Origin of the sequence: Nocardiopsis quinghaiensis (assembly GCF_008638365.1) — a bacterium.
GTDB lineage: Bacteria > Actinomycetota > Actinomycetes > Streptosporangiales > Streptosporangiaceae > Nocardiopsis > Nocardiopsis quinghaiensis.
Genome location: NZ_VWVU01000023.1, coordinates 18,054 through 43,900, shown reverse-complemented (window position 1 = coordinate 43,900; position 25,847 = coordinate 18,054). Strand labels below are relative to the sequence as shown.

The 25,847-nt window shown below is 72.7% G+C and carries 18 protein-coding genes; 12 read left to right on the top strand and 6 right to left on the bottom strand.

Translation table 11 applies throughout. The features are described 5' to 3' along the window. Nucleotides 1-121 precede the first annotated feature (121 nt). Nucleotides 122-1,867, bottom strand: a complete 1,746-nt coding sequence (locus FYX01_RS21110; protein ID WP_150244065.1) for a prolyl oligopeptidase family serine peptidase — start codon at nt 1,865-1,867, stop codon at nt 122-124. A 3-nt stretch (nt 1,868-1,870) separates the two neighbouring features. Next, a complete protein-coding gene (locus FYX01_RS21105; RefSeq protein ID WP_150244063.1) occupies nt 1,871-3,073 on the bottom strand; it encodes a hypothetical protein in 1,203 nt (400 codons plus the stop codon). A 118-nt stretch (nt 3,074-3,191) separates the two neighbouring features. Here FYX01_RS21105 and amiA point away from each other — a divergent pair, with 118 nt between their 5' ends. The 12 genes from amiA to FYX01_RS21035 all read left to right on the top strand — a co-directional run bounded on the left by amiA (nt 3,192) and on the right by FYX01_RS21035 (nt 22,936). After that, nucleotides 3,192-3,374, top strand: a complete 183-nt coding sequence (amiA, locus tag FYX01_RS21100; RefSeq protein ID WP_077689965.1) for a streptamidine family RiPP — start codon at nt 3,192-3,194, stop codon at nt 3,372-3,374. 84 nt (nt 3,375-3,458) lie between these two features. Further along, a complete protein-coding gene (locus FYX01_RS21095) occupies nt 3,459-4,349 on the top strand; it encodes a hypothetical protein (RefSeq protein WP_150244061.1) in 891 nt (296 codons plus the stop codon). Next, a complete protein-coding gene (locus FYX01_RS21090) occupies nt 4,346-5,344 on the top strand; it encodes a CocE/NonD family hydrolase (RefSeq protein WP_150244059.1) in 999 nt (332 codons plus the stop codon). Before FYX01_RS21095 ends, FYX01_RS21090 begins: the two co-directional genes overlap by 4 nt. Further along, nucleotides 5,341-6,771, top strand: a complete 1,431-nt coding sequence (locus FYX01_RS21085) for a YcaO-like family protein (protein ID WP_150244057.1) — start codon at nt 5,341-5,343, stop codon at nt 6,769-6,771. Before FYX01_RS21090 ends, FYX01_RS21085 begins: the two co-directional genes overlap by 4 nt. 181 nt (nt 6,772-6,952) lie before the next feature. Beyond that, on the top strand, nt 6,953-7,876 hold the full coding sequence (locus FYX01_RS21080; RefSeq protein WP_150244055.1) for a nitroreductase family protein: 924 nt from the start codon (nt 6,953-6,955) through the stop codon (nt 7,874-7,876). Beyond that, entirely contained in the window at nt 7,873-9,531 is a 1,659-nt protein-coding gene (locus FYX01_RS21075; RefSeq protein ID WP_150244053.1) for an ATP-binding cassette domain-containing protein, read from the top strand. Before FYX01_RS21080 ends, FYX01_RS21075 begins: the two co-directional genes overlap by 4 nt. Beyond that, complete coding sequence (locus FYX01_RS21070; protein ID WP_150244051.1) at nt 9,528-11,216, top strand: ABC transporter ATP-binding protein; 1,689 nt, start codon at nt 9,528-9,530, stop codon at nt 11,214-11,216. The genes FYX01_RS21075 and FYX01_RS21070 overlap by 4 nt, the downstream gene beginning before the upstream one ends. 526 nt (nt 11,217-11,742) lie before the next feature. After that, complete coding sequence (locus FYX01_RS21065; protein WP_150244049.1) at nt 11,743-14,769, top strand: glycosyl hydrolase; 3,027 nt, start codon at nt 11,743-11,745, stop codon at nt 14,767-14,769. Between the two features lie 1,542 nt (nt 14,770-16,311). Next, nucleotides 16,312-18,972: a class III lanthionine synthetase LanKC gene (gene lanKC, locus FYX01_RS21050; RefSeq protein WP_150244047.1), complete on the top strand. Its 2,661-nt coding sequence runs from the start codon at nt 16,312-16,314 to the stop codon at nt 18,970-18,972. Between the two features lie 44 nt (nt 18,973-19,016). After that, the gene (locus tag FYX01_RS21045) at nt 19,017-19,142 is read left to right on the top strand and encodes a SapB/AmfS family lanthipeptide (protein ID WP_150244045.1); all 126 of its coding nucleotides are present in this window, start codon (nt 19,017-19,019) and stop codon (nt 19,140-19,142) included. Nucleotides 19,143-19,295: 153 nt separating this feature from the next. Continuing rightward, nucleotides 19,296-21,053 (top strand): ATP-binding cassette domain-containing protein, encoded by a 1,758-nt coding sequence (locus FYX01_RS21040; protein ID WP_150244044.1) that lies wholly within the window; start codon nt 19,296-19,298, stop codon nt 21,051-21,053. Between the two features lie 143 nt (nt 21,054-21,196). After that, nucleotides 21,197-22,936, top strand: coding sequence for an ATP-binding cassette domain-containing protein (locus FYX01_RS21035; protein ID WP_150244042.1), 1,740 nt, complete (start codon nt 21,197-21,199; stop codon nt 22,934-22,936). Nucleotides 22,937-23,181: 245 nt separating this feature from the next. Here the strand turns inward: FYX01_RS21035 and FYX01_RS21030 are convergent, their stop codons facing one another. The 4 genes from FYX01_RS21030 to FYX01_RS21015 all read right to left on the bottom strand — a co-directional run bounded on the left by FYX01_RS21030 (nt 23,182) and on the right by FYX01_RS21015 (nt 25,687). Next, nucleotides 23,182-23,514, bottom strand: coding sequence for a hypothetical protein (locus tag FYX01_RS21030; protein WP_150244040.1), 333 nt, complete (start codon nt 23,512-23,514; stop codon nt 23,182-23,184). Next, nucleotides 23,511-23,936: a MerR family transcriptional regulator gene (locus FYX01_RS21025; RefSeq protein ID WP_150244038.1), complete on the bottom strand. Its 426-nt coding sequence runs from the start codon at nt 23,934-23,936 to the stop codon at nt 23,511-23,513. The genes FYX01_RS21030 and FYX01_RS21025 overlap by 4 nt, the downstream gene beginning before the upstream one ends. After that, nucleotides 23,933-24,283 (bottom strand): hypothetical protein, encoded by a 351-nt coding sequence (locus FYX01_RS21020; protein WP_223830576.1) that lies wholly within the window; start codon nt 24,281-24,283, stop codon nt 23,933-23,935. The genes FYX01_RS21025 and FYX01_RS21020 overlap by 4 nt, the downstream gene beginning before the upstream one ends. Nucleotides 24,284-24,691: 408 nt before the next feature. Continuing rightward, a complete protein-coding gene (locus FYX01_RS21015) occupies nt 24,692-25,687 on the bottom strand; it encodes a phosphotriesterase family protein (protein WP_150244036.1) in 996 nt (331 codons plus the stop codon). Nucleotides 25,688-25,847 lie beyond the last annotated feature (160 nt).

Below are 25,847 nucleotides of genomic sequence, written 5' to 3'. Positions count from 1 at the left end.
GCCGGGGCCGGGGCGCCGCCGGGGGGCGCTCCTCCGGGGCGCGTGCTGGCCAGAAGGCGTTGGAGGGAAGCCGACACGCGTCTCCCGTTGGTTGCTTGTGCCATCTGTCGCGGAGACTCTCTTACGTCGTGGATGGAGTGGTCTGCACGGATCCGGTGGCCGTGGCGGCGAAGCTGAGGACGGTCGTCCCGAGGCGGTGCAGGCTGTCGAGGTGGTTGCCGCCGTGGCCCGTTTCCGGTGCGCGCCATACGGCGGCGTCGCCTCCGGCATGGCGCAGCGCGTCGACGACCGCCAGAGTGTCGTCTGCGGCGACCCGGGAGTCCTCCGCCAGCACGATGCCGAGGAAGCGGGGAAGAGCGGTGCCGGGGGTGAGTTCCCTGGCACGGTGCAGCGGTGAGATCCGGCGCAGGTGTTCGATCCCCTGGGGGGTGTCCGAGGCTCCGAACTCGTCGGCCCAACGCCGCCCGAGCGGGTGGACGCCGAGGTTGAGCAGGTCGAGCGGCGCCGCGGTGCTGACGACACCGGCGCACAGGTCCGGCGAGCCGAGGGCGCAGCTGGTGGCCAGGACTCCGCCGTGGGAGGCGCCGGCCAGGACGAGCATGTCGGGCCGGGTGAGCCCGGCCTCGACCAGGCCGCGTGCGACGGCGGCCAGGTCCTCGACGCCGCGGCCCTTGGCGAGGCCGCGTCCGGCCTGCCTCCAGGCCGGGCCGTGCTCGCCGCCTCCCCGGACCTGTGCGACGGCGTACCGGCCACCGTGCTCGGCCCACGCCGGCACGGTCGGTTCGAACACCGGCAGGCTCGGTACACCGAAGCCGCCGTAGCAGGTGAGGATCATCGGTGCGGGGCCCCTGGCGTCGGTCGATGAGGTGACCACGGCGGGTACGCGCGTTCCGTCCTCGGCGGTGAAGACGTACCGTTCGGTGCGTGCCGGGGTTTCCGGGCGGGCCGCTGCCGGACGGTCGGACAACAGCTCGTCGGCGGGTACGACCCGCGGGGGCAGGACCGGGCCTTCGACGAGGGCGTGGAACCGGTCGGCGTCAGCGCTCACTCCGGTCGCGACGGCCGGAGCTCCCCGGTGGGTGACCTCTCGTTCGGCCACGACCGAGCCTTGGACGAGCCGCACGATGACACTGCGGCCGGCGCGTACGCCGACGGCGACGATGTCCTGACCGCGGGCGGCGAACGAGGTGACCCGCAGGTCCGGGTCGTCCCAGCACCATCTCCGGGCACCGCTGCCCGGGTCGAGGCCCTGAAGGCGGGCGCCGTCGTCGACGACGATGTCCTCACCCGCGGGCAGGACCCGGGCGATGGCGGCGAACTCGGCGAGCTCGGCACCGGTGGCCCGGTCGATGAGGCGGCTGGGGCTACCGGGGCGGCTCTCGGCGAGTAGTCCGCGCCGGCCTCCGGGAAAGAGCCTGAGCCGGGTGTCCGGCGGTACGGCCGAAGCCGTCAGCCGCCCGGTTTCCGCGTCGATCCGGACGAGGCTGTGGGACCGGCCGGCGACCAGCTCGACACTGGACGAGTCACCTTCCCAGAGCATGGGGTCGTAACGGCAGCGAACCCGCGGGTGGAGCCGCAGGGCTCCGGTGGCGGTGTCGACCAGCCCCAGTGCGGCGTCCTCGTCCGCGTGCTCGGCCAGTTGGACGCAGATGCTGCGCCCGTCCGGGGAGGGGGCCATGCGCAGGATGTGCCCCTCGGGCTCGATCACCGGTGAGCCGGTGTCCGCCCGGTAGATCCCCTGGCGTCGGCGTCCGGGCGGTCGGCTGAGCGCGAACCCGTTCTCCGGCAGGCCCGGGCGTCCGTGCCGTTCCCACTTCGTGAGCGCGGCATCGAGGGCGGGGACGGGGGGAGGAGGGGAGTCGTACATCGCTCACCGGCCGATGGTGTCGATGTCGCCGCCGTGCCAGTACAGGTGCCCGCCCTCGTCGAGCGGGCTGGGCACGGTGACGGTGTCGAGTCCGCCGTCGTGGAACAGGTGCAGCTGGCCGTCGCCTCCTCGGGTCACCGCGACCGTCGCGCCGGTGGGGTCGACGGCCACGGAGCGCCGCTGCGCGGGTGAGTCGCCGACCGGGTCCCAGGGCAGGTGTCCGGGGGCGGGCGGGCGCGACATCGGGGGAAGCGGGATCTTGTGCGAGGCGCGCATCAGCGGCTCGGCCCGCTCGATGACGGTGAGCTCGTCTCCGTCGGGATGGATCGTGGCGACGGCGGCCCGTGTGCCGCCGAGAGCGAAGCGGAAGGCCAGCCCCCGGGGCAGCCCCAGGCAGCGCGTCCGGCCGGTGGACAGGTCGACGTCGACCAGGTGGTTCGTCCACTCGGTCCATGCCGTTGGGGACGCGGGCCCGCCTCGGACCACGCCCACCGCACGGCCGGTGGCCGGGTCCAGGCGCAGGTAGTAGGCGCGTCCGGGCACGGGCCAGGCGACGGCGCCGAGCATGCGCGGGACACCTCCGTCGACGACGAAGCGCTCCAGTCCCCTGCTGGTCGCGGTCGCCGCGATGCCGGTGCGCTGGTCGACGACGTCGCCGTGTCCGTCGTCGGCGACCTCGTGGACGACCTCACCGGTGATCCGGGGCACGTGCGGGGCGGCGTCGAGGCACCGGGAGAGGGGGAACGACTCGAGGGCTCCGGGCTCCCTGTGGCGCAGCACGACCACCGGTTCGCCGCCGGCCTGGTCAGGGACGATCATCGCCCCGGGCTCCCCGACCCGGGAGCGGAACCGTACCGACTCGCTCCGTTCGAGGTCGACAAGGGTGACGACGTCGCTCCACGCCTCCGCGTTCGCGCCCAGCCCGGTCGTCACCACCACGTAGCGGCCCGAGGCGTCGCAGGCGAGGTGCTCGCCGGGGATGGCGGCGGGGAGGCGCTGTTCCCCGCGGGGCCCCGAGATCACGAGCGCGCCGGAGCGGTCGTCGACGAAGGCCCATTCGGCCTGCCCCTCCCCCCGGCGGGGCAGCGTCAGGAACCCGGCGTGCTCGGCGAGGACGGCGTCGCCGAGCGGTCTCACCGTGCCGTCCGCGACGGCGTACGTGCGGCCCCCGCGGTAGTCGGCGACGAGGAGCTTCTGGAAGTTCATGCAGTAAAGGTATTGGAAACGGTAATCGTTTTCAAGTACAGTGACCGTCGTTCGTCCCCCGACGAACACGTATCGGCATAGATGACCGATACGTCGTGGCTTGAAAGGGAAATCCTTCATGGACAACCAGATCGTCGCTGAGATCGAGGAGCCCGAGCAGCTGGCACACCTGTCGGCCTCGCACTCCAACGCGCTCGTCGAGAACCCCTTCGACGTCGTGGCCGAGATCGAGGAGCCCGAGCAGCTCGCGCACCTGTCGGCCTCGCACTCCAACGCGCTCGTCGAGAACCCCTTCGACTAGCCCTCGTCCCCGGGACGTAGTCAGTGAGAACCACCCGGTCGGGCGGCCCCGCGCTGCCCGACCGGGCCGTTTGAGAGGTCGGCCTTGCTCCCAGAACCATCCATCGCCCGCGTGCCGGGGACCGGCGCGCACGTCATCGTCGACAGCGGGGGTACCGGTGCCGTACGCACCTCCTCAGGGCGCTTCCTCCGCCTCGTGTCCCCGCCGCCCGGTCTCCCGGACGTCCTGGGCGGCGCTTCGCACGGTGACCCGGAGGCCTCCGCGTACGCCGAGACGCTTCGGGCGAGGATGTCCGCGTTCGAGGAGGAGGACGCACAGCGCCGTTGGCCGGGTCCGCGGCGCGAGGTCGCCCTGGTCGGCAGGGGCCCGCTCATCGACGCGGTGGCTGACGCCCTGACCGGTTGGGGCGCGGCCGTCACCCGCCACACCGACGGCGGGTCCCTGCTCGCCTTGATGGACGGAGCGGCCGACGACGATCGCCGGGGCGGCGGCACGGCCGGTCCCCGAGGGGAGGGCGCCTGGCCATGGGGACTGGTGGTCGCGTACGCGGACTCCCCCGTGGAGCGCGTCGGATGGGATCGGCTCGACACGCTGCCGAGCCAGGGGGTCGCCTGGCTGCGCGCCTACCGCGAGGGTGAGAACTGCTTCGTCGATCCGATCTGCCTCAACGGGGACGACCCCGGAGCCGAACAGGTGTACCGGCGACGCCTGGCGGCGAGCTTCGTTCCCCGGGAACTCGACACCTGGCGGCGCGCGGCCGTGGCCGCCGCGCCCGCCTCGGCCGCCGCACACATGCTGATGACGAGCCGGCTCCTCACCCTGGCCCTCGCCTGGGCCCAGGGGTCGGACGCGTTGGGGGGCCACCGCACCACGCTGTGGAAACTGGTCCCCGCCACCGGCACGATCAGCGAGCACCCGGTCCTGGCCTACGACCCGCCGTCCTCCATCGACCGAGGGGCGTGTCGGCGGGTATGACGGTGGAGCTCGGACGCGCACACCTGTGCCGGGGCCGCGACGGCACGGTCCTGCGCGGGCGGATGTGGGAATGCGCGAACCCGGAAGGCGTCGTGGTGATCCGTACCCCCTACGGCGCCGGCCGGCACATGACGACGGCACGCTCATGGAACGCCCGCGGCTACCACTGCCTCGTCCAGGACGTGCGCGGACGGTACGGGTCAGCGGGGGCCTGGTCCCCCTACGCGCACGAGGAGGACGACGGCGGCCAGGTGCTCGCACACCTGCTCGACGAGTACGAAGGGCTGCCGCTGGTTCTCTTCGGTGCCTCGTACGCAGCTCACACCGCGCTCGAAGCGGCTCGGGCCGTGACGCGCGACGGCGCGTGCCCGGTCGCGGCGATCATCGCCCTCGTCCCCGCACTCGGGCTGGCCGAGACCGCGTGGACCCCCGGGGGCTCCCCGCAGATCCTGCACCGGATCGGATGGTGGCACGAACACGGACGCCACCGGCGCTCCCGACCCCCGCTGTCCGCGGCAGAGCTCGACCGACGCGTCGCGCAGGCGCGGAGGCGGGGCGTGGTCGGGGCCGCCGAGAACTGGGGCTGGTCGCCATCGGCGTTGGCCGGCTGGCGGAGGCTGTGGAGCGCGGATCGTGTGGACCCGGCATCACGCTACGGCCGCGTCGACGTGCCGCTGCTGGTGGTCAGCGGCGATGACGACTTCTTCCACGACGACGCCCGGCGACTCGCGCGCGAGTGGAGAGCCCCGAGCCACTTCGCCAGCGGCCCCTGGGGGCACCGGTTGGTCGGCGGTGTCTCCGACCAGGCCCTGCGGGCCCGTATCTCGGCCGCGGGCGGACTGACCCACATCATCGAGCCGTGGCTGGCGGCCCAAGGACTGCCCGGCTCCCCGGCGGAGTGGACCGGGATCCTCACGGCCGCGTCCATGCCCCGCACCCGGTCGACCCTCGATCCCGCGTCAGAGGCCTGGCGCCACGAAAGGACCTCACCTTGACCCTCACCACAACCGGGCGGCCCCGCCTGGGGACCGCCGGGACCGCCACGGCCCGGGCCGACCGCCCCCTGCCCGTGGACGCGCTGGTCGACCCCGAATGCGGAATCATCCGCTCCGTGCGGGCCGTGACGCACCCCGCCGGCGCTCCCACCTCCTACATGGGGCTGACCGCGGCCGTCGCCGATGCCCGGCAGCTCGGCGAGTGGCCGGCCGACCGCGTCTCGTTGGGCACGTCGTTCGACGACGTCGAGCAGGCCAGGATCGCCGCGATCGCCGAGGGGATCGAGCGCTACTGCGGGAACTGGCTTCCCGCCGACCTTCCCCACGACGAACTGCGCATCGGATCCCGTGCGGAACTGCTGGCCGCGGGCCGCCGCCCGGTCGACCTGGACGACCTGCCCCTGTTCGCTCCGTGGCAGTACACCCGAGCCGGGTTCCCCTACCAGCCCCTCACCGAGGACACCCCCACCCTCTGGGCGCGCTGCGAGGAGCACGGCGGCGCCGAGGTCTGGATGCCCGCCTCACTGGTCTACCTCAACTGGCGGCAGTCGCGCTTTCGCCACCTGCCGCGTGTGCACCACCTGAACTACGCCGGGATCGCCACCGGACAGGGGGCCGAGGACGCCAGGGACCGAGGGGTCCTGGAGATCATCGAACGCGACGCCCTCGAACTGTGGTGGCACCTGGACGGACCCACCTTCGGGATCGACCCCGCCAGCGTTCCCGGACTGGCCGACGACCTGCGCGGCAGCTCCCTGGACGTGTCCCTGGCGGTCATGCCCTCGGAGTTCGCCCCCGCCGTGGCCGCACTCGTGCACGACAGGGAACGCGGCCTGTACGCCGCGGGGTTCTCCGCCGCGCTCGATCCCGTGAGGGCCGCCCGCAAGGCCGTCCTCGAAGCCGTCCACACATGGGTCTACACCCAGGGCTGCACCGACGCCGACGGGTGGGTCTTCCGTGCCGTCGAACAGGGGTTGATGGCCCGCGGCCTCTACCTCGACTTCCGCGCCGACGCCGCCTACCTCGACGCCGCCGGCGCCCAGTGCGAGCACGTCATCGACCTGGGCGCGCACGTCCAGGTCTGGCTCGACCCCCGGATCCACGGCCAGGCCCGGCGCTTCACGGCACCAGCCCTGGGGGTCCGGCCGGTCACCGAGGTCGCGGCCGTGTCGATGGACGAGGTCCACCAGCGGCTGGCCGCTCGCGGACACCGCGTCCTCACCCGCGACCTGACGACGAGCGATGTCCGTCGCACCTCGCTGCGGGTGGTGCGGAGCTTCGTCACGGGGCTCGTCCCGAACGCTCCCGCGGCTTTCGCCTACCTCGGCATGCCCCGCTTCGAGCACGCGGCCCTCGAACGAGGGTGGCGCACCTCCTGGAACGGGAGCCCTACGGACCTCACCCTCACCCCGCCCCCGCACATGTGAGGCCGCGCCCATGCCCCTTCCCTTCCCATCACCCTCCTCGCCGTACGGCGCGAGGCGCGGTGCGGCGGATCCTTCGCGCCTGCCGCCCGCACTCGCGCGCGCCTTCTCGGCCGAGGTACCAGGCCCGCCCCGCCCGCCCGGACCGCGCGCCAACCCCTGGCGCCGGGCCGGAGCCGACCCGGTGACGGTACCGGCCCGCGAACGCGCCCTGCTCGACGGCCTGTGGCACGGCGCGGGACACCACCGCCTGGCCGACGGGACGGTGACCCGTGTCCGCAGGCGTCCGGTGCCCTCCGCGGGAGCGACCTACCCCGTGCACACCCACCTGGTGGTCGGTGCGGACGGCCCCCTGGACGCGGGGCGGTACGCCTTCGACCTGGAGGACGGCACCCTCCGTCGACGCGACGAGACCCGCGAACGGGAGGCGGGCTGGCACGTCCCCGGTACGGGCGCCGACGTGACGGGGACCCACCTGGTCCTGAGCGTGCAACCCGGTCGCAGCTTCGGCCGGTACCGTCACCGGGCCTGGCCGCTGTGGATCGCGGACACCGCCTACGCCCTGGCCGCGGTGGAGTTCCTGTGCGCTCCGGCCCCCGACACAGTACGGCTGGGCCCCGGATCGTGGCTGCGCGGGCTGCTCGGCGTCCCGCGCGCGGCTGAGCACGGCCGGTGGCTCGCGCGCGGACTCGCGCCGGAGATCCCGCTGGCCGCGATCGAGCTGCCCGGCTCCTGGTCGGTCGTGCCTGGGCGCAGGGACGCCCTGGCCGCGAGGCGTTCCCCGGCGACCGGCGAGTTCGAGGCCGCGGCGCGCGCCCGCGATCCGTGGGCCGTTGACGTCGCGAAGGCCTCCGGGCAGGCCTGGGTCCTCGGTGCCCACCGGTTGGAGACGTGGTCCGTCGCGGTGGACACGCCCGCCGCCGAGTTCACCGAGACTCTGTGGCGGGCCCACCGGGCCGCGGCCGACCTGTGCTACGCGGGCGCCCTGTCCCGGCGGTGGCGCTGCCGTCCGATATCGGGGTTCGTCGCTTCGGGCGGCCGCTGGACCGTCCACGCCCTGGCGATGCTCCCCGGCGAACACGACCTCGACAAGGAGTCAGCCGCATGATGATCGTCCCCCTGCTGTGGCGGGAGGCGGCCCGGTTCCCGGCGGCTCTGGCACGGAGCGTCGCCCTGCTGGTCCTCGTCTTCCTCACCCACGTCGGACAGGCCGTGGCGGTCGCCTGGTCGATGTCGGCGGTGCTGCGCGGCCAGGCCCAGGACGTACTCCTCGCGCTGTCGCTGATCCTCGGGATCGCGCTGCTGCGCCTGCTGCTCTCCCTGGCCCAGGCGTCGGCCGCCGCGCGTCTGGGCGGCCGGGTCAGACAGGCGGTCCGCCGCCGCGCGATGGGGGCCGCGCTCGTGCCCGAGCGGCTGCACGACACGGCGGCCCGGGACGGCTCGATGCGTGCCAGCCTCGGTGACGGTGTCGACGGCATCGACGCCTACGTCTCCAAGTACGTTCCCGCGATCGTGCAACTACTCCTCACCTGCCCGATCGTCGTGATCGCCCTGCTCGTCCTCTCACCGTGGGCGGGACTGTGCGTCGCCGCCGGGGTCGTGTTCGCGCTGGTGGGGCCCATGGCGTGGAAACGGGTGATGGCCCGGCGCGGACTCGACCACTGGGACAGCTACGAGGCGCTCAGCGCCGACCTGCTCGAATCCCTGCGCGGCATGGCCACCCTGCGCACGCTCGGCGATGTGTCCGGTACCCGCGAGCGGCTGGACCACCGCTCGGAGGCGCTGCGCCGGGCCACCGAACGCGTGATGCGCGTCTCCCTGGGCGAGACGTCCGTCACCGACGCGGCCGTCCAGGGGGGAGCGGTCGCCGCCGCTGCCGTCGCCATCGCCCACGCGGTCACCGGGCAGGCCCCCGCCCTGGAGGTCTACCTGATCCTCCTGCTCTCCTCCGAGGCGTTCCGTCCCGTCCGGGACCTCTCACGGCACTGGCACGCCGGATTCCTCGGCCTCACCGCGGTCCCCGGCCTCCAGCGGCTCGGAGCCCTCACCGAGCGGAGCGTCTCCCCCGAACACACCGCGGCCGCCCCCGGGGACGGCCGGACGGCCGAGGGCCGGCCGGCGGACGCGCTGCGGGTGACCGGTCTGAGTTTCCGCTACCCCGGCGCGCCCGGCGACGTCGTCCACGACCTCGACCTGACGGCCCGGCGGGGCTCCCTCACCGCGATCGTCGGAGCCTCCGGGGCCGGGAAGTCCACCCTCTTCGACCTACTCCTCGGTTTCCTCACTCCGCGCACCGGAAGCATCGACCTCGACGGGCGGCCGCTCCGCACCTCCGACGTCGCCGTGGTCTCCCAGCGGCCGGTGCTCTTCACCGGGACCATCCGCGACAATCTCGCGGTCACCGGGGCCGCCGCGGAGGCGGATCTCGTCGAGGCCTGCGGCGACGCGGGGATCCTCGACGAGATCCGGTGCTTCCCGCGCGGCTTCGACACCGAGGTCACCGAAGCCGGCACCAGCCTGTCGGGCGGGCAGCGCCAACGCCTCGCACTGGCCCGCGCGCTGCTGGCACGGCGCCCGGTCCTGCTGGTGGACGAGCCGACGAGCGCGTTGGACGCCGACCGCTCCGCGGACGTCATCCGAACTCTGCACCGTGTCGCCCGCGACCGCGTCGTCCTCATGATCAGCCACCGCTCCGAGACCCTCACCGCGGTTCCCGACGTGCTCAGCCTCGACTCCGGACACCTGTACAGGAGCACTTCGTGAACACCCTCTCCGCGTTCCGGGCCTTCCGCGAACTGCTGCCCGTCCTGCGCCCCGAACGTCGGGGGATGGTCTGGATCTACCTACTCGGCACCATGAGCGCGCTCGGCCTGGCCGGCCTGACCGTCCTCACGGCATGGGCGGTCGGCCACGCCGTCGTGGAGCGCACGCCGCCCGGCCCCCTCTGGTGGACCCTGGTCCTCGGGCTCCTACTGCTGCGCGTGCTCCTGACCTGGCGGGAGATGGACGTCTCCCACGCCCTGGCCTACCGCGTGCTGGCCCGGCTGAGGATGGCGTTGTTCGACGCCTACGCGCGCAGCGTTCCCGGTCGGCGTCGCGAGCACTCCGGACGCGCGGCGGCGGTCGCGATGGACGACATCGAAAAGCTCGAGTTCTTCTACGCCCACACGGTCGCCCAGCTCGGCGCCTCGCTCACCCTGTTCACCGCCTCCCTCGTCACCGCGTCCCTGCTGCTGCCCGAAGCCGCACTCGTCATGCTCCTGGGCGCCGCCGTCGTGGCGAGCAGCGCACTGTACTGGGCGCGGGCCACCCGGCGGCTGGGCGAGCGGGAACAGCGGGAGCGCTCAGACCTGTCCGAGCACATCGTGGACGCGCTGGGTGCCCTACGCGAGGTACTCGCCTACGGGCTCGCCCCTCGGATCATCGCCGAGACCAGCGCCGCCACCGCACGCGCCGCCACGATCGCGCAACGGCGCGAACTGCTGTCGCACCTGGTCACCGCCCTCCGGGAACTCATCCTCACCGCCGTGGTCATCGGCGTCATCGCCACCAGCGCCACCGCCGCGGGCGTGCTCTCAGAAGGCGCCCAGGTGCGGATGGCCCCCGCGGAACTGCCCGCGCTGGTCGCCCTGGCCCTGGTCGGCATCGCCGCGATCGTGGACGCCACCGACACCCTCACCCGGCTCCATCCGCTCGTCTCCGGCGCCGAACGCGTCGCCGCCGGGATCAGCCGCCCCCCGGTCGTCGCCATCCCCCGAACGCCACGGCGGTTGCCCGCCGGACCGCTCGGCCTCCGTTTCCGGGACGTGTCCTTCTCCTACGAGGGCCGACAGCCGACGCTGACGTCCTGGTCCACCGAACTCGCCCCCGGCGAGCACGCCGGGCTGGTCGGCCCCTCCGGCTCGGGCAAGAGCACCGTCATCGCCCTCGCGGCCCGCCTCTGGGACCCTTCGTCGGGCACCGTCGAGCTCGTCACCGCGGACGGCGGGGGCATCCCCGTCTCCGATCTGGACGAGGCGGCGCTGCGGGAGGCCGTCGCCCTGGTCGACCAGGACGCGACACTCTTCCACGGCACCGTGCGCGACAACCTGCTGCGCGGCTGCGGGCCGCGGTCCGACGGTGATCTGAACGCCCTGCTCGAACGCGTCGAAGCCGCCGCCTGGATCGGTCTTGACGCCGAACTCGGAGAGGGGGGTGTGCGGCTGTCCGGCGGACAGAGGGCACGCCTGTGCCTGGCCCGCGCCCTCGCCCGCCGGCCGCGTGTCCTCCTCGTGGACGAGGTCACCGCCAGCCTCGACCCGGCCACCGAACGACTGGTATCCGACGTCATCGCCGAATTCCACGGCACCGTCCTCATCGCGTCCCACCGGGCCGAGACCCTCGCCCGCCTCGAACGCGTCGTCGACGTGGCCGCGGCCCCACACGCCGTACAGGGATCAGGCGGCTGACTCCGCGGAACGGCCGTCCCCACCTGGGGACCGTCGCAGGAGTACTCCTCCAGCCGGTCACCGCCGGGCCCGGTCCGCTCCACCTTGGCCAGCATCCGGTGACGCGGCCCGGCCGCGTCCCCATGGGCGTAGGTACGGGTGACGTCCCCGGTGGGACCGTGCTGGACCCCGGTGGTGCGGTTACCCCGGGTGTCGTAGGCGTAGGAGTGCCAGTACGGAGCCGCCCCGCCCGGGGCGTCGGCCGACAGCTCGTCGGCACAGGCCAGTGAAACCCATGCGAGTGAAACGTTCTTATTACTTCATCCCCCCTCTCGATCGCTCAGCACTGAGGAAAGCCCTGTTCACAAGGACATGTCGGTGGAGGAACAAGGTTTTTCCGCGCAACCATTGACCATCGGGAGGATCTGTTGGAAACTTCGCTGAAACGTTTTAAAGCCTGGTCCTCGACCGGCTCTGCGTGTGCGCGCACGACTTTCCCCGTCACCCCCGGCGCCCTGCTCCAGCGAGCGCAGGAAGGAAATCCCCTATGCCCCACACACCATCCCCCACGGAACGCCCGTGCTCCGGCTTCACCCCCACACGCCGTCTGTTCCTGGGGATGAGCGCCACCGCGGGCACGGCCGCGGCCCTGTCGGCCGCCCTCGGCACACCCGCGGCCGTGGCGGCCCCGCAGGCCTTCACCAAAGGCTTCGAAGCTCCGGCGGCCACGGCCCGAGCCAAGTTCCGCTGGTGGTGGCCGCACGGTCTGGTCGACCCGCAGGAAGTGGCCCGCGAGATCGACCATGCCGCCGACGCCGGATTCGGCGGCATGGAGGTGGCCGACGTCCACCACAGCTCCTCGGAGCCGCTCGACCCCGGGGGACACGGCTGGGGCACCGGGCCCTGGCGCCAGGCCGTGGAGGCCGCCCTCTCCCGGGCCGAGGAGCGCGGGATCGTCGTCGACATGACCATCGGCCCGTCCTGGCCCGCCGCGGTGCCCAGTCTGACCCCGCAGGACAAGGCCGCCGTGCGCGAGCTCGCCCACGGCGTGCGCTACCTCGCCTCCGGTGAGGAGACCTCAGGCGCCCTGCCCGAGCCCGTGGCGGAGCCAGGGCACGGGGTCGAGTCGCGCGAGCTCTTCGCGGTGCAGGCGGTACGCCTGGCCGAGGGCGCCTCGCCCGAGGACAGGCGCACCGCCTTGAAGGCCGACACCCTGGAGGACCTGACCGCTTCGGTGCAGGGCGAGGAGCTGACCTGGACCGCCCCGGGCGAGGGGGACGGCTCCACCTGGGCCCTCATCGCCTACTGGGAGCGCGGTTCGGGCCAGCGCCCCGAGGGCGGACCGCACACCGAGCCGATCTCCTACGTGGTCGACCACTTCAGCGACTCCGGCGCCCAGGCGGTCATCGACTTCTGGGAGGAGAACGTCCTCACCTCCAGGATCCGCTCCCTCCTGCGAGGGCCCGCGGGTGGTGCGATCTTCGAGGACTCCATCGAGATGGAGACCGACGCGACCCTGTGGACGCACAACCTGCCCTCCGCCTTCGAGGACCACCACGGCTACGACCCGGTGCCCTACCTTCCGGTCCTCGTGCGCGTGGACGAGGACCAGGTCTTCTCCTTCGATCCCGACACCGACCGCCGGGCGCTGAACGACTTCAACGACCTGCTCTCGCAGCTCTACATCGACCACCACATCACTCCCGTCCAGGAGTGGGCGCACGGGCTCGGGATGGAATACCGGATCCAGCCCTACGGCCTGCAGACCGACGCCGTGGCCAAGGCCGCCATCGTCGACACCGCCGAGGGCGAGTCCCTGGGCTTCAATAACCTCGACGACTTCCGCTCCCTGGCCGGCGGGCGCGACCTGGGCGGCAAGAAGGTGCTCAGCAGCGAGGCGGGCGCGGTCTACGGCGGCTCCTACAGCACCACGTGGAAGCAGACCGTGCGCACCATCGCGCGCGAGTACGCCGCAGGCGTGAACATGGCGGTCCTGCACGGGTTCTCCTACGCCGACGCGCCCGGAGCGCAGTGGCCGGGGTTCTCCGCCTTCACCCCCTACAGCGGCGGTGTCGGCTACAGCGAGTCCTGGGGGCCGCGCCACCCCACCTGGCAGCACGTGTCCGACGTCTCCGGCTTCTTCGCACGCGCGCAGCACGCCCTCCAGTCGGGCACCTCGACGATCGACGTGGCGTTCCTGCGCCAGAAGGGCTACGCCGGCTCGGGCTTCGGCGCCGCCTACTTCAGCAAGGAGGGGGTGCGCCAGGGCTGGACGCACCAGTTCGTCAGCCCCCGCCTGCTCCGCATCACCGAACCGCGGGTCGAGAACGGCCGCCTGGCCCCCGAGGGCCCCGCCTACGGCCTGCTCGTCTTCGAGGGGGACGCCTTCAGCGGACGGCTCCCCACCATGGAGCTGGACACCGCCCAACGGATGGTGGAGTACGCCCGGGCGGGGCTGAAGATCCTCGTCGTCGGCGACTGGAGCGCCCCGCAGGAGCCGGGGACCGACCAGGACTCGGTCGAGGAACTGACCCAGGCCATGGCGGATCTGCTCGCCGAGCCCACCGTGCACCGGGTCGACGCCCGCGAGGACATCCCCGACGGGCTGACCGCCCTGGACGCACGGCCCGCCGTCTCCTACGCCGAGGGCTCCCCGCTGCTGCACGCCCGGCGCCGGGGCGAGGAGCTGGAGCTGTACTACTTCACCAACGGCTCCGACTCCGAGACCGTCGACCACCGGGTCACCCTGCCCGCCGACATCAACCACGCCTACCCCTTCGCGCTGGACCTGTGGAGCGGAGCGATCACTCCTTTGCCGCAGCACACGGTCGGAGAGGGAACGGTCGAGGTCGGAGTGCGCCTGGCCCCGGGGGCGTCGACGGTCATCGCGCTGGCGCAGCACTCGTGGATCACCAGTCACGGGGAGTCGGGCCAGACCATGCCGCCGGGGCAGCTGAAGAAGCTGCGCGTGGACGAGACCGACGCGGACCAGGTCCGGGTGGAGGGCAGGAAGGCCGTGGTCCGTGCCTCCTCGGCGGGCACCTACACCACCGTGCTCACGGATGGGAGCACCTCCTCCACGGACATCGACTCCGTGGGCGACACCCTCGACCTGACCTCGTGGGACCTGGAGGTCGAGGACTGGCGGCCGGGAGAGTCGAACACCGACACCGAGGTGGTGCTGCAGGAGCTCTCCCTGTCCTCGCTCGTCCCCTGGCAGGAGATGGAGGGCCTGGCCGACACCTCCGGTATCGGTCGCTACACCACCACCGTCGACCTGGGTGAGGGGTGGACCGGAGGCCACGGCGCCTATCTGGACCTGGGCGGAGTGAGCGACACCTTCCGCGTCACGGTCAATGACACGGACCTGCCGCCGTGCGACCAGCAGGACACGGTGGTCGACATCGGCCCCTGGCTGCGCAGCGGCTCCAACACGATCCAGGTCGAGGTGGCCACCACCCTGATCAACCGCATGCGGGCCTTCCGCCCCGATGTCTACGGCGACGTGTCCCGACAGGACTACGGACTGCTGGGACCGGTACGGCTGCTGCCCTACGGCCAGGCCGAACTGTGACCGTCCCCCGTCCGGGCGGTGCCCCGCGCACCGCCCGGACGGGGGCGTCGGCCTTCCGGGGCCGTCCGGGCCGGGTCAGTCGCCCACACCCCCGACGGGGAACACGGTTGCGCGGAGGATGCTCCAAGCCCAGGACGGTCCGGTGCAGGCCCGGAAGACCACACTCGGCCTCGGCCACGAATCCCTGGCCGGACCGGACTTCGGCGGCGCGGACACGGTCAGACCGGAGCCGGCTCCCACAACGCGGAACAGTACTGGCAGGATCTCACCGGCGCCACCCGGGCCCTCGGCTGGGAGAACCCCGTCCTGGTCGGGCACTCCCTGGGCGGTTACGCGCCCAGTTCCACTATGGATGGTCCGCCGACCCCGACCAAGCCCGCGAGTACGTCGAGCGGTGTGTGGGGGAGGCACCGGAGGACTGACTCAACGGAGACTGCCGTCCCGGCCTGGTCCGCAACGTGTTGGAGCGCTCCTTCGCCGAGAAGCACCACACGTGGCTACGGCGTCCCACCCGGACGGACGTATCCGGGAGTTCCCACTCCCCCAGCGGGACCCACGTCCCCACGCGATCATCGCCGATCCCAAGGACGGGTGCCGGTTCACCGAACGGGGCGCGGAACAGGGTCGGCCACCCGGTCGGTGCCGATCCGCGTAGCAGCGAGGCGGCGGCCTCGGCCGCCGCCTCGGCCACGTCCGGGAACACCGACTGGTGGGTGTCCCGCGTAAAACGGGCGGTCGCGTGCTCCGACACACCGAAATACCATCCCTTCCCCGCAGATCTCATGATCACTCATTTCGGCAGCGGGGAACGTCCCCTCCGACGCGCTCAGGCAGCGGCAAAGAAGTTTCCACACCCGCCCGTCAGCGGCCTATCCAGCGGGTTCGCAAATCACGGCCCAGGACTCGGCGCGAACGGTTCACCCAGAATTCGGCAAGGGGAACCGCGCAACCGTGCCTCCGGCAGAACCCGCCACCTCCGTGGAAGTGGATTCCTCCGTCAGCTGATCTGCCCGGCGTGGACATCCCGCCGCACCCGTGACGTTCCCACCGGCAGGCGTCCGGCGGTTTTCCGAGGTCACGCAGTTCACCCTCACCGCACATCCGAGGATCTCCTGGTCAGGGCATCACCTATCCGCAGACCGCTCTGACCTCCCCGTTCACAGCTGTTACAGACCTCTCAAACCTCCTGAATGCGAAAATCACCGACAAAACGCCAACGACCGAAAAAACACCGCGCCAGAGACTTATCATCGCTCCGACCTGCCGTTATTCACCACACCCATAACATTGGTGACTTTCGATCAACGAGGCGGCGAAGAGGCCCTCGCATGCACCGCCGGAGGACGCACTCCAACTGAATCCGCTGGCAGGAGCGGTAAATGCGCACAGGGAGCGCCGATAAGAGCACCCGCTTAACTCCCCGTAAGTTAATCGCGAGTGATCAGTGGCCCGAAAAAGTGCATGCAAAGGCATGGACATAGAGATAACCCCTATGCCACTATCTGGAATGTCGCTGACCGAGACGACCATGGGGGAGTTCGTATGATCAAGGGGTACGGTGTGTTCTGCGACGCCGACCGCTACTTCTACGACACGCCCCACCGCCTCTGGTCGGGCTCCGGCGCCTCCGGGACGGTCGGCGAACGCGACCGGGTCTTCGAGACGGCCGAGCGGCCGGTGCCCGAAGGGTGGCAGAGCCACCGCGCCGGCGACTGGCTGGCGCTGCGCCCCGTCGAGCACCGCCTGCCGGACCAGGGATGGAAGATCCACGTCTCCGCCTGCCTGGACAACGCGGAGTCGATCCTGGCCCGGGTCTGGGACTACTGCGTGGCACGGGGCGTCTCCTTCAAGTTCGTCCCCACCCGGTACCTGCTGCACAACCGGAACGCCAAGTACGCCGACCGCGGGGGCAGTGGGAAGTTCATCACCGTCTACCCGGCCGACGACGACGAGTGCGCCTCGGTGGCCGCCGGTCTGGACGCACTCGTGGGCGGTGAACCCGGCCCGTACGTCCTCAGCGACGTGCGCTGGAACGCGGGCCCGGTCCACCTGCGCTACGGGAGCTTCACCAGGCGGCACTGCTACGACGAGCACGGCGAGCCGGTGCCCGCGCTGGAGAACGCCGACGGCGTGCTCGTGCCCGACCAGCGCGGTCCGGCCTTCCACACGCCGGAGTGGGTGACCATCCCCGACTTCCTCCTTCCGCACCTGAAGGCGCGCGGCGCCGTCGACGTCACCGGTCTGCCGTACGACATCGAGCGCGCCCTGCACTTCTCCAACGGCGGCGGTGTCTACGCCGGGCGGGACCGGCGCACCGGTGAGCCCGTGGTGCTCAAGGAGGCCCGGCCCCACGCCGGCCTGGCCGCCGACGGCGCCGACGCGGTACGCCGCCTGGAACAAGAGCGCACCGCCCTGGAGCGCCTCTCCGGACTGGTCTGCACCCCCGAGGCCAAGGACGCCTTCACCCTCGGCGACCACCACTTCCTGGTGATGGAGTACATCCAGGGCAAGCCGTTGAACTCCTTCTTCGCCCACCGCCACCCCCTGGTCGAGGCCGACCCCGCACCGGAGGGGTTGAGGGAGTACGGCCGGTGGGCGATGCGCCTGCACGGCTTGGTGGAGGAGGCCGTCGAAGCGGTGCACGGGCGCGGCATCGTCTTCAACGACCTGCACTTGTTCAACATCATGGTCTCCGAGGACGAGTCCTCGGTGGTGCTGCTCGACTTCGAGGCCGCCCGCGACGCCGACGAGGGTGGCCGCCAGACGGTCGCCAACCCGGGGTTCGTCGCCCCGCGCGGGCGCCGGGGATTCGATGTGGACCTGTACGCGTTGGCCTGCCTGCGCATCGCCCTCTTCCTGCCCCTGACCAGTGTGCTGGCCGTGGACCGGAGCAAGGTCCGGCACCTGGCTGAGGAGGCCGCGCGCGTCTTCCCCGAGGCCCGGGAGTTCCTGGAGCTCGGCGTCGCGGAGATCCTGCGCGATCCGGACGGCGGACCGGGGACCGGCACGTCCTCGGAGGGGACGCGCCCGGCGGTCACCGGTGCGCACGATCCCTACCCGCCGGCCGAGCCGGGGGACTGGCCGCGCAGCCGGGACTCGATGGTCCGCGCCATCCTCGCCTCGGCCACCCCCGACCGGGACGACCGCTACTTTCCCGGCGACATCGCCCAGTTCACGACGGCGGGCGGCGGGCTCTCCTTCGGCCACGGCGCCGCCGGGGTGCTCTACGCCCTCGCCGAGAGCGGCGCCGCACGGCATCCCGAAGCCGAGGAATGGCTGCTGCGGCACAGCAAGGAGCCCGCGTCAGGCTCCCCCCTGGGTTTCTTCGACGGCCTCTCGGGCCTGTCCTGGACCCTGCACCGCCTCGGCCACGAGGAGCCTTCCCTGGCACTGGCCGAACTGGTCCTGGCACAGCCCTGGGAGGGGCTCGGCCCCGGACTGCACGGCGGGACGGCCGGCATCGGCCTGGCCCTGGACTCCCTGGCCGCCGACACCGGCGAGGCCGGGCTGCGCTCGGGCGCGCTCCGCTGCGCGGAGCTGGCCGCACACGGATTCCTGGACGCCCCGCCCGAGCGGCGCCGCGCCGGTCTGCTCCACGGGGGCGCGGGTGTGGCCCTGCTCTGCCTGCGCCTGTACGAGCGGAACGGTGACACCGCGCTGCTCGACCTGGCCGAGCGGGCGCTCCGGGCCGACCTCGACCGCTGCGTCACCAGTGCCTTCGGCACGCTCCAGGTGGACGAGGGATGGCGGACCATGCCCTACCTCGGTACGGGCAGCGTCGGGGTGGGGATCGTGCTCGACGACTACCTGGAGCACCGTTCCAACGAGGTGTTCGAGCGGGTCCGGCCGGAGATCGTCGGGGCCGCGCGGTCCGGTTTCTACGCCCAGCCCGGCCTCTTCCGCGGACTGGCGGGCATGGTCCTGTACCTGAGCCGGACGACCACTCCCGGGCCAGGTACCGGGCCCGCGGAAGTGCGTCGCCAGATCGACGCCCTGTCCCGGTACGCCATGCGCTACCAGGGCCACCTGGCCTTCCCCGGAGAGCAGCTGATGCGGCTCTCCATGGACCTTTCCACGGGCACCGCGGGATGTCTCCTCGCGCTCACCGCGGCGCAGAGTGAACAGCCCGCCCGGCTGCCCTTCCTTCCTCCGCTGCGGCGGACCCAGAACCGGCCACTGCCATGGTCCGGAACAAATGAATAGAAGAGAAGAAAGTAAAGAAAGTATCTGACGAAAGGATATCAGCCATGACCCTGCTCGACCTGCAGTCCCTGGAGACCGCCAAGAACGAGGCGCACGGCGAGGTCGCGGGCACCAGCACCGCCAGCCTTCTTCTGTGCGGCGACAGCAGCCTGAGCGTCACCACCTGCTAGGGGCGCGCCGCGGATGAGCGCGGCGTGACCGGGCCGTGGGGCCGGGAGCCCGGCCCCACGGCCTCGGGTCCGGTGAACGGACCCCTCCTTCGGCCCGGCGGTGCCCCTGGGCGCCGCCGGGCTCCGCCACGAGCCATGCAGGAAGGCGACCGGATGGTGCCCACCCGCACGCGTGACGGTACGACCGACAGGGGCGTCGCACGGTCCGCGGACGCCCTGCTCGCCCGTGTGACCCGGGCGAGCGCCGGACGTACCGCGGGAATCCTGCTGTGCGCCGCCGCGGCGGCGGCCGCCTCGCTCGCCCTGCCCGCCGTGCTCGGCCTCACCCTCGACCTGCTCCTGGAGGGCCACCCGGACGCCGGACGCGCACTGGCGGCGGCCGTGGCCCTGACCGCTGCCGATGTCGCGCTGGACGCGGCCGTCGCCCTGCTGGCGGGAACGGTCGGCGCACGGTCCACCGCATGGCTGCGGCTACGGGCGGTCCGGCGGCTGCTGGCCGCCGCGCCCCAGGACGTGAGCCGGTTCTCCCCCGGCGACGTGGCGACCCGGCTCTCGGCGCACGCCACGGAGGCCGGGGCCGCCCCGGCCGGTGCGGCCCAGATCGTCGCGGCGGTCCTCGCCCCCGCCGGAGCCCTGGTCGCGCTGTTCGTGATCGACCCGTGGATCGGGCTGGCCTTCGTCCTGGGACTGCCCCTCCTGGGGCTGCTGCTGCGGTCCTTCGCCCGCCACTCCTCCGACAGCGTCTCCCGGTACCAGCGGGTGCAGTCCCTGATCGCGACGCGGCTGACGGACGCCCTGGGCGGCGCGCGCGCCATCGCCGCCGCCGGGACGGTGGACGAGGAACGCGCCCGCGTCCTGCTGCCCCTGGGCGAACTCGGCACCGAGGGGCGGCGCATGTGGTCGGTGCACGGCTCCGCGATGGCGCGCAGCGGAGTACTCATGCCCTTGCTCATCACCGCCGTGCTCGCCGTCGGCGGGTTCGGTCTGGCGGACGGAAGGATCAGCGTCGGCGACCTGCTGGCGGTATCCCGGTACGCCGCGCTGGCCGCGGGGCTGGGGTCGGTGGCCGGTCCGCTCGGAGCGCTGGTCCGCGGTCGGACGGCGGCCCGCCGCGTGAACGCGCTCCTCACGGTCCCCCCGCTGGCCCACGGACGGACGGAACTCCCCCCCGGCGGCCCCGGAGCGCTGGAGCTGCGCGGCGTCGGGGTGAACCTCGACGGCGTGTGGGTGCTGCGCGGCGTCGACCTGCGCGTGCCCGGCGGCCGGACGGTGGCCGTCGTGGGACGTTCCGGCTCCGGCAAGTCGACGCTGGGGGCCGTCGCCGGGCGGCTCACCGCCCCCGACGAGGGCGAGGTCCGCCTGGACGGCGTGCCCCTCGACGCAGTGGCGGCCGACGTGCTCCGCCGGGAGGTCGGGTACGCCTTCGAGCGGCCCTCGCTCCAGGGCGCCACCGTCGGGGACGCGATCGCGTCGGGGGTCGAGACCGCTCCGGTCGAACGCGTACGGGCGGCCGCACGGGCGGCCGGAGCCGACGACTTCGTCCGGGCGCTCCCCCGGGGGTACGCCACACCGCTGGACGAGGCACCGCTCTCCGGCGGGGAGCTGCAACGGCTGGGGCTGGCGCGGGCGTTCGCCCACGCGGGGCGACTGATGATCCTGGACGACGCCACCTCCAGTCTCGACACGGCGACCGAACGGCAGGTGGACCGGGCGCTGGCGCGTGAGGTCCGTCCCGGCACCCGCGTCGTCATCGCGCACCGGCTCTCCACCGCGGCGCGCGCGGACCTGGTGGTGTGGCTGGACGGCGGCCGTGTCCGGGCCGTCCGCACACACGCCGAGCTGTGGCGGGACCCCGACTACCGCGCGGCCTTCGGTCACACCGACGCCTCCGACGGTCGGGGGAACCGGTGAGGCCCGGGACGGTGGTGGACGGGGCCGGGGCGGACGGAGCGGCCACCCGGCGCCCGCCGCGGTCCGGGCGCACCCGCCCGCGGCGCCGCGGCCCGAACCCGCGTCGGTGGTCCGGCCGCCGCCGGGGCACGCTGCACGGACTGATGCCGCACGTCTGGCCCTTCCTGTGGCGTCACAGGCGTGCGCTGCTGCGTCTGGGCCTCTGGTCGCTGATGGAGTCCGTGCAGACCTTCCTCGTCGGGATCTGCCTGGCGCGCGCCCTGGACCAGGGGTTCCTGGCGGGGCGGCCCACCACCGGCCTGGTGTGGCTGACCGTCGCCGCGGGCTCGATCCTCCTGGCCGGACCCGTACTGCGCGGTGTGTTCGGCCAGCTCTCCGGACTGGTGGAACCGCTGCGGGACGGGCTGGTGCGGCGCGCGGTCGGACAGGCTCTGCGCCGGGCCGTGGCCGATCCGGCACGGGCGGCGGGGGCCGAGCGAACCGCGGTCTCGCGGCTCACCCAGCAGACGGAGATCGCACGGGACAGCTTCGCCGGGCTGGTCCTGACGGTGCGGTCCTTCCTGTTCACCGCGGTGGGAGCGTTCGCGGGGATGCTCACCCTCGCCCCCGAGCTGCTGTTGGTCGTGGTACCGCCCATGCTGCTCGGGCTGGTGCTCTTCCTCCTCACGCTCGCTCCCATGGCCGCGGCACAGCGCCGGTTCCTCGACGCCGACGAGGCGTTCACCGACCGCGCGGGGGCCCTGCGGGGCCAGCTGCGCGACCTGGTGGCCTGCGGGGCCACGGGCGCGGCGGTTGACGGGACCGGGGTCCTGGTCGACGAGGCCGCCGCGTCGACGCGGTCCCTGGCCCGGTGGACGGCCGTGAGGACGCTGGCACTCGGCGTGGCGGGGCAGCTCCCCGTCATCCTGCTGCTCGTCGCCACGCCGTGGCTGCGCGACCAGGGCGTCACCACGGGGGCGCTCATGGGCGCCCTGGCCTACCTCGTGCAGTCCCTGCTGCCCGCGCTCCAGACGATGATGACCGCCGTGGGCGCCGCGGGCAGCCGCCTCGTGGTGGTCCTCGACCGGTTCGTGTCCGCGGAGGCGGACGGCGCCGACGAGGGGGACCCCCGGGCCGCGGAGACCGTTGACCACGGGTCGTACGCCTTCCCCGCCCCGGAACCGGCACCGGCGGTGTGGTGCCACGGGGTACGGGTGTCCTACGGAGCGGGGACGCGGCCCCTGGTGGAGGGGTTCGAACTCTCGGTCGAGGCCGGGGAGCACATCGCGGTCGTCGGCCCGAGCGGGATAGGCAAGTCCACGCTGGCACACGTGCTGTCCGGGTTGCACGCCCCGGACGAGGGCGCCGTACGGCTGGCGGGCCGGCCGGTTGCCGGGCGTTCCCCCCGGGAGCTGGCCCGGACGCGGGTCCTCCTCCCCCAACAGGGCTACGTCTTCGCCGGATCGGTCCGGGAGAACCTCGCCCAGTTGGAGCCCGGCGCCGGGGACGACCGCATCGCCCGGGCGGTGGCGGCACTGCGCCTTGAGCCGCTGGTGGACCGCCTCGGCGGCCTGGGGGCCGACGTGGACCCCGGGACGCTCTCCGCCGGGGAGCGGCAGGCGCTCTGCCTGGCCCGGGCCTACGTGTCCCCGGCGCCGCTGCTCATCCTGGACGAGTCGACCTGCCACCTGGACCCGGCCGCCGAGGCGCACGCGGAGGAGGCGTTGGCGAACCGGCCGGGCACGACGCTGATCGTCATCGCGCACCGGTTGTCGTCGGCGCTGCGGGCCGACCGGATCCTCGTCCTGGACGGCGCGGACACGGCGTTCGGCACGCACGAGTCCCTGCTGCACGGCTCCCCGCTCTACCGGGACCTGACGGGGCACTGGAACGCGTCCGGCTGAGCGCGCCGGGGCCGGGGCGTCCGCACCCGGACCGGTGTACTCCCCGGTGCGGGGTCCGGACGGGCGGGCGGCCGAGGGTGGGCGGGTACTCGTTCGGGACACCCGAGACCGTGGGCCGGCGACCCTCACCCCCACACCGCACGAGTGGACCTCCCCCTCCAAGAGCTACCTCCCCCTCCAAGAGCTGGAGTCCTGCGCCCGTCGGGCGCAGGACGAGGAGATCCGTTCCCGGTCTTCGGTGGGTCTCAGCGCTCGTCGGGACGCGGCTCGGGCACGCCCAGGACGACCGGCTCCCCCGGCGGGGCGGTGCCGCACGCGGAGGCGGCCGTACGGCGTCGGTGCAGGAACAGGGTGAGAACGGTGGCCGACAGGACCACGGCCCCGAAGGCGGCCCCCGCGAACACCATGGTGGCGAGCGTGGCCGCGATCCCTCCGCCCGCGATGCCGAGGACCGCCAGCACGGGGACGGCGCAGCAGGCGGCGCAGGCCGCGGCACCGGCCCCGACGACGTAGCGGCCCCTGCCTTTGCCGACGGCCTTCACGGGTCCGGTGTCACGCGGGCCGCGGTGTTCGCTCATGCTTCGGTCCTCCTGGTGGCGATCTCGGTGAAGGGCAGGGGGCAGCAGTCGGTGGTCGCGCACTGGTGCAGGTCGTCGCAGCCAGCCGCCAGGGCCGCCAGCAGGTTGGTCCTGATGGTCTGGAGGTCCTCGATACGGGACTCGACCTCCACGAGCTTCGTCCGGGCGCGCGCCTGGAGACCGGAGTCGGGGGTGCGGCCGCACCGTCCCAGTTCCAGTAGGTCGGCGACCTCGTCCAGGGTGAACCCGAGGCGCTGGGCCGCCTTGATCACGCGGAGGACTTGGACGGTCCCGTCGTCGTAGAGGCGGTGGCCGCCGGGGCTCCGTTCGGGTTCGTCGAGGAGTCCCCGGCGTTCGTAGTAGCGCAGGGTCTCCTTGTTCACCCCGGCCGCCCGGGCGACCTCGGTGATGCGCAGGCTCATGTCACGGACTTCCTCGCGCGGGCGGCCAGGGAGTCAAGGACCTCCCGCCGTTCCGGGGGAACGGTGACGGAGAGGAGCGGTTCCTCGTCCGGTCCCTCGACGGCGAACGTGAAGAACGAGCAGCAGGCGCTCTCCCGCTCCACCAGGTCGCGGACCCGTTCGGCGAGCTCCGCGTCACCGCTCAGGTGGATGCGCGCGGTCGTACCGTGCTGTTCGACCCCGCGCGCGGACGAGGTGAACAGTTCGTCGAACTCGGCCAGGCGCAGAGGGCGCTCGGTGGTCGGAAGCGCGCAGCTCTGCGGAGCCCAGAGCTTCTCCATACCTTGGACCAGCGGATTCTTCTTCATACGCACCACGCTAAACCCGTACCCGCCTACGGGTTGCAAGTCCTGGGGGCGAGAGAATCCCGACGAGAACACCGGAGAGGTCTTCGGCCTCCGAGTCGCCGACGGAGGTTCACCGCTTCCCTCACCCCCTTTTCGATCTCGCGCGAGGTGCGCCCGGCCCAGTCGGCGATGGCGTCCCACCGCGTTCGCCGGCGCGGCGGGCGGGCAGTCGGTTGGCCCAGCCCCTCCGGTGCGGTGGCCGGCACACCCCGGCAGGTCGGCGTAGACCACGCCGAAGGTCCGGGTGGTCGCACCCGGCTGGTCGGCGGTCTGGCTGTCGCGCCGCCGCCCCGCTCGAACAGGGCGGCGGACGGAGGAGCGGGCCCCGGTCGGCCGGGACCCGTGGAAGGAGCCCTGGGAAGAAGGACCTCAGAGCGCGGGGAGGGTCCCCTCGAAGAACGCTCGGGGCGTGTGCACGAGCATCGTCTGGATCTGTTCCTCGGTGACGCCGCGCTCGCGGACGTACGGCAGGACCTCCTCCCCCAGGTGCAGGTAGTTCCACTGGGGCAGGAAGGCCATGACGTTCGGGTCGATCCAGTCGTTGAAGCAGGCCGCGTCATGGGAGAGCACCATCCGCTCGGCGTAGCCGCGGCGGCACATCTCGACGAGGGTGTCCGCTCGTGCCTCGAAGGTCGTGTCGAAGTTGAGGCCGAAACGGTCCATGCCCAGGACGAACCCCGCGTCGGCGAGTTCGGCGAGGTGGTCGTGGTCGGTGGTGTCGCCGCTGTGGCCGAGGACGATCCGGCCCGGGTCCACACCCTCCTGGTCGCACATCACCCGCTTGACCAGTACCCCCGCCCGGGACTCCGGGTGAGTGTGCACCGTGATGGGGACCCCGGTCTCATGGTGGGCCCGGGCCACCGCGCGCATCACCCGCTCGACACCCGAGGTCAGCCCCTCCTCGTCGATCGCGCACTTGAGCATGCCCGCACGGACCCCGGTCCCGGCGATGCCCTCGGTGATGTCGGCGACGAACATGTCGACCATGGGGTCCGGCACCTCGGTGCCGAGGGCCTCGTTCAGGGCCGGGCCGCGATACTGGAAGTAGCGCGGAACGCTGTCGTAGGTGTAGATCCCGGTCGCCGCCACGATGTTGAGTTCGGGCACCTGCCCGGCGATTCGCTGAATCCGGGGCACGTACCTGCCGAGGCCGATGACCGTGGGGTCGACGACCGTCCGGACCCCCTGCTCGGCGAGCGCGCGCAGGCGCGCGACCGCGTCCGCCACCCGTACGTCCTCGTCTCCCCATTCCCCGGGAAAGTCCTGCTGGATCTCGGGGGTGAGGACGAAGACGTGTTCGTGCATGTAGGTCCGGCCGAGGTCGGCGCTGTCGACCCCGCCTCGGACCGTACTGACAGTGGTCATCCGGGTAGCTCCTCGTCTCGTCCGCGCCCCGTGCGGAACGCGCGTGTCACCTGTGCGTTCGGAGACCACCAGCATGGAGGAGACGACCCGGTTCCCGCCAGGACGGTGACGAGCGCTTCGGAGACGACTCAGACCTCCTTCGTGGGTAATCGTTCAGGAG

Coding starts and splice junctions, on each gene's coding strand:
- FYX01_RS21110 (WP_150244065.1), bottom strand. CDS start 1,867: ATGTACGACTCCCCTCCTCCCCCCGTCCCCGCCCTCGATGCCGCGCTC.
- FYX01_RS21105 (WP_150244063.1), bottom strand. CDS start 3,073: ATGAACTTCCAGAAGCTCCTCGTCGCCGACTACCGCGGGGGCCGCACG.
- amiA (WP_077689965.1), top strand. CDS start 3,192: ATGGACAACCAGATCGTCGCTGAGATCGAGGAGCCCGAGCAGCTGGCA.
- FYX01_RS21090 (WP_150244059.1), top strand. CDS start 4,346: ATGACGGTGGAGCTCGGACGCGCACACCTGTGCCGGGGCCGCGACGGC.
- FYX01_RS21075 (WP_150244053.1), top strand. CDS start 7,873: ATGATGATCGTCCCCCTGCTGTGGCGGGAGGCGGCCCGGTTCCCGGCG.
- FYX01_RS21065 (WP_150244049.1), top strand. CDS start 11,743: ATGCCCCACACACCATCCCCCACGGAACGCCCGTGCTCCGGCTTCACC.
- lanKC (WP_150244047.1), top strand. CDS start 16,312: ATGATCAAGGGGTACGGTGTGTTCTGCGACGCCGACCGCTACTTCTAC.
- FYX01_RS21045 (WP_150244045.1), top strand. CDS start 19,017: ATGACCCTGCTCGACCTGCAGTCCCTGGAGACCGCCAAGAACGAGGCG.
- FYX01_RS21040 (WP_150244044.1), top strand. CDS start 19,296: ATGGTGCCCACCCGCACGCGTGACGGTACGACCGACAGGGGCGTCGCA.
- FYX01_RS21035 (WP_150244042.1), top strand. CDS start 21,197: ATGCCGCACGTCTGGCCCTTCCTGTGGCGTCACAGGCGTGCGCTGCTG.
- FYX01_RS21030 (WP_150244040.1), bottom strand. CDS start 23,514: ATGAGCGAACACCGCGGCCCGCGTGACACCGGACCCGTGAAGGCCGTC.
- FYX01_RS21025 (WP_150244038.1), bottom strand. CDS start 23,936: ATGAGCCTGCGCATCACCGAGGTCGCCCGGGCGGCCGGGGTGAACAAG.
- FYX01_RS21020 (WP_223830576.1), bottom strand. CDS start 24,283: ATGAAGAAGAATCCGCTGGTCCAAGGTATGGAGAAGCTCTGGGCTCCG.
- FYX01_RS21015 (WP_150244036.1), bottom strand. CDS start 25,687: ATGACCACTGTCAGTACGGTCCGAGGCGGGGTCGACAGCGCCGACCTC.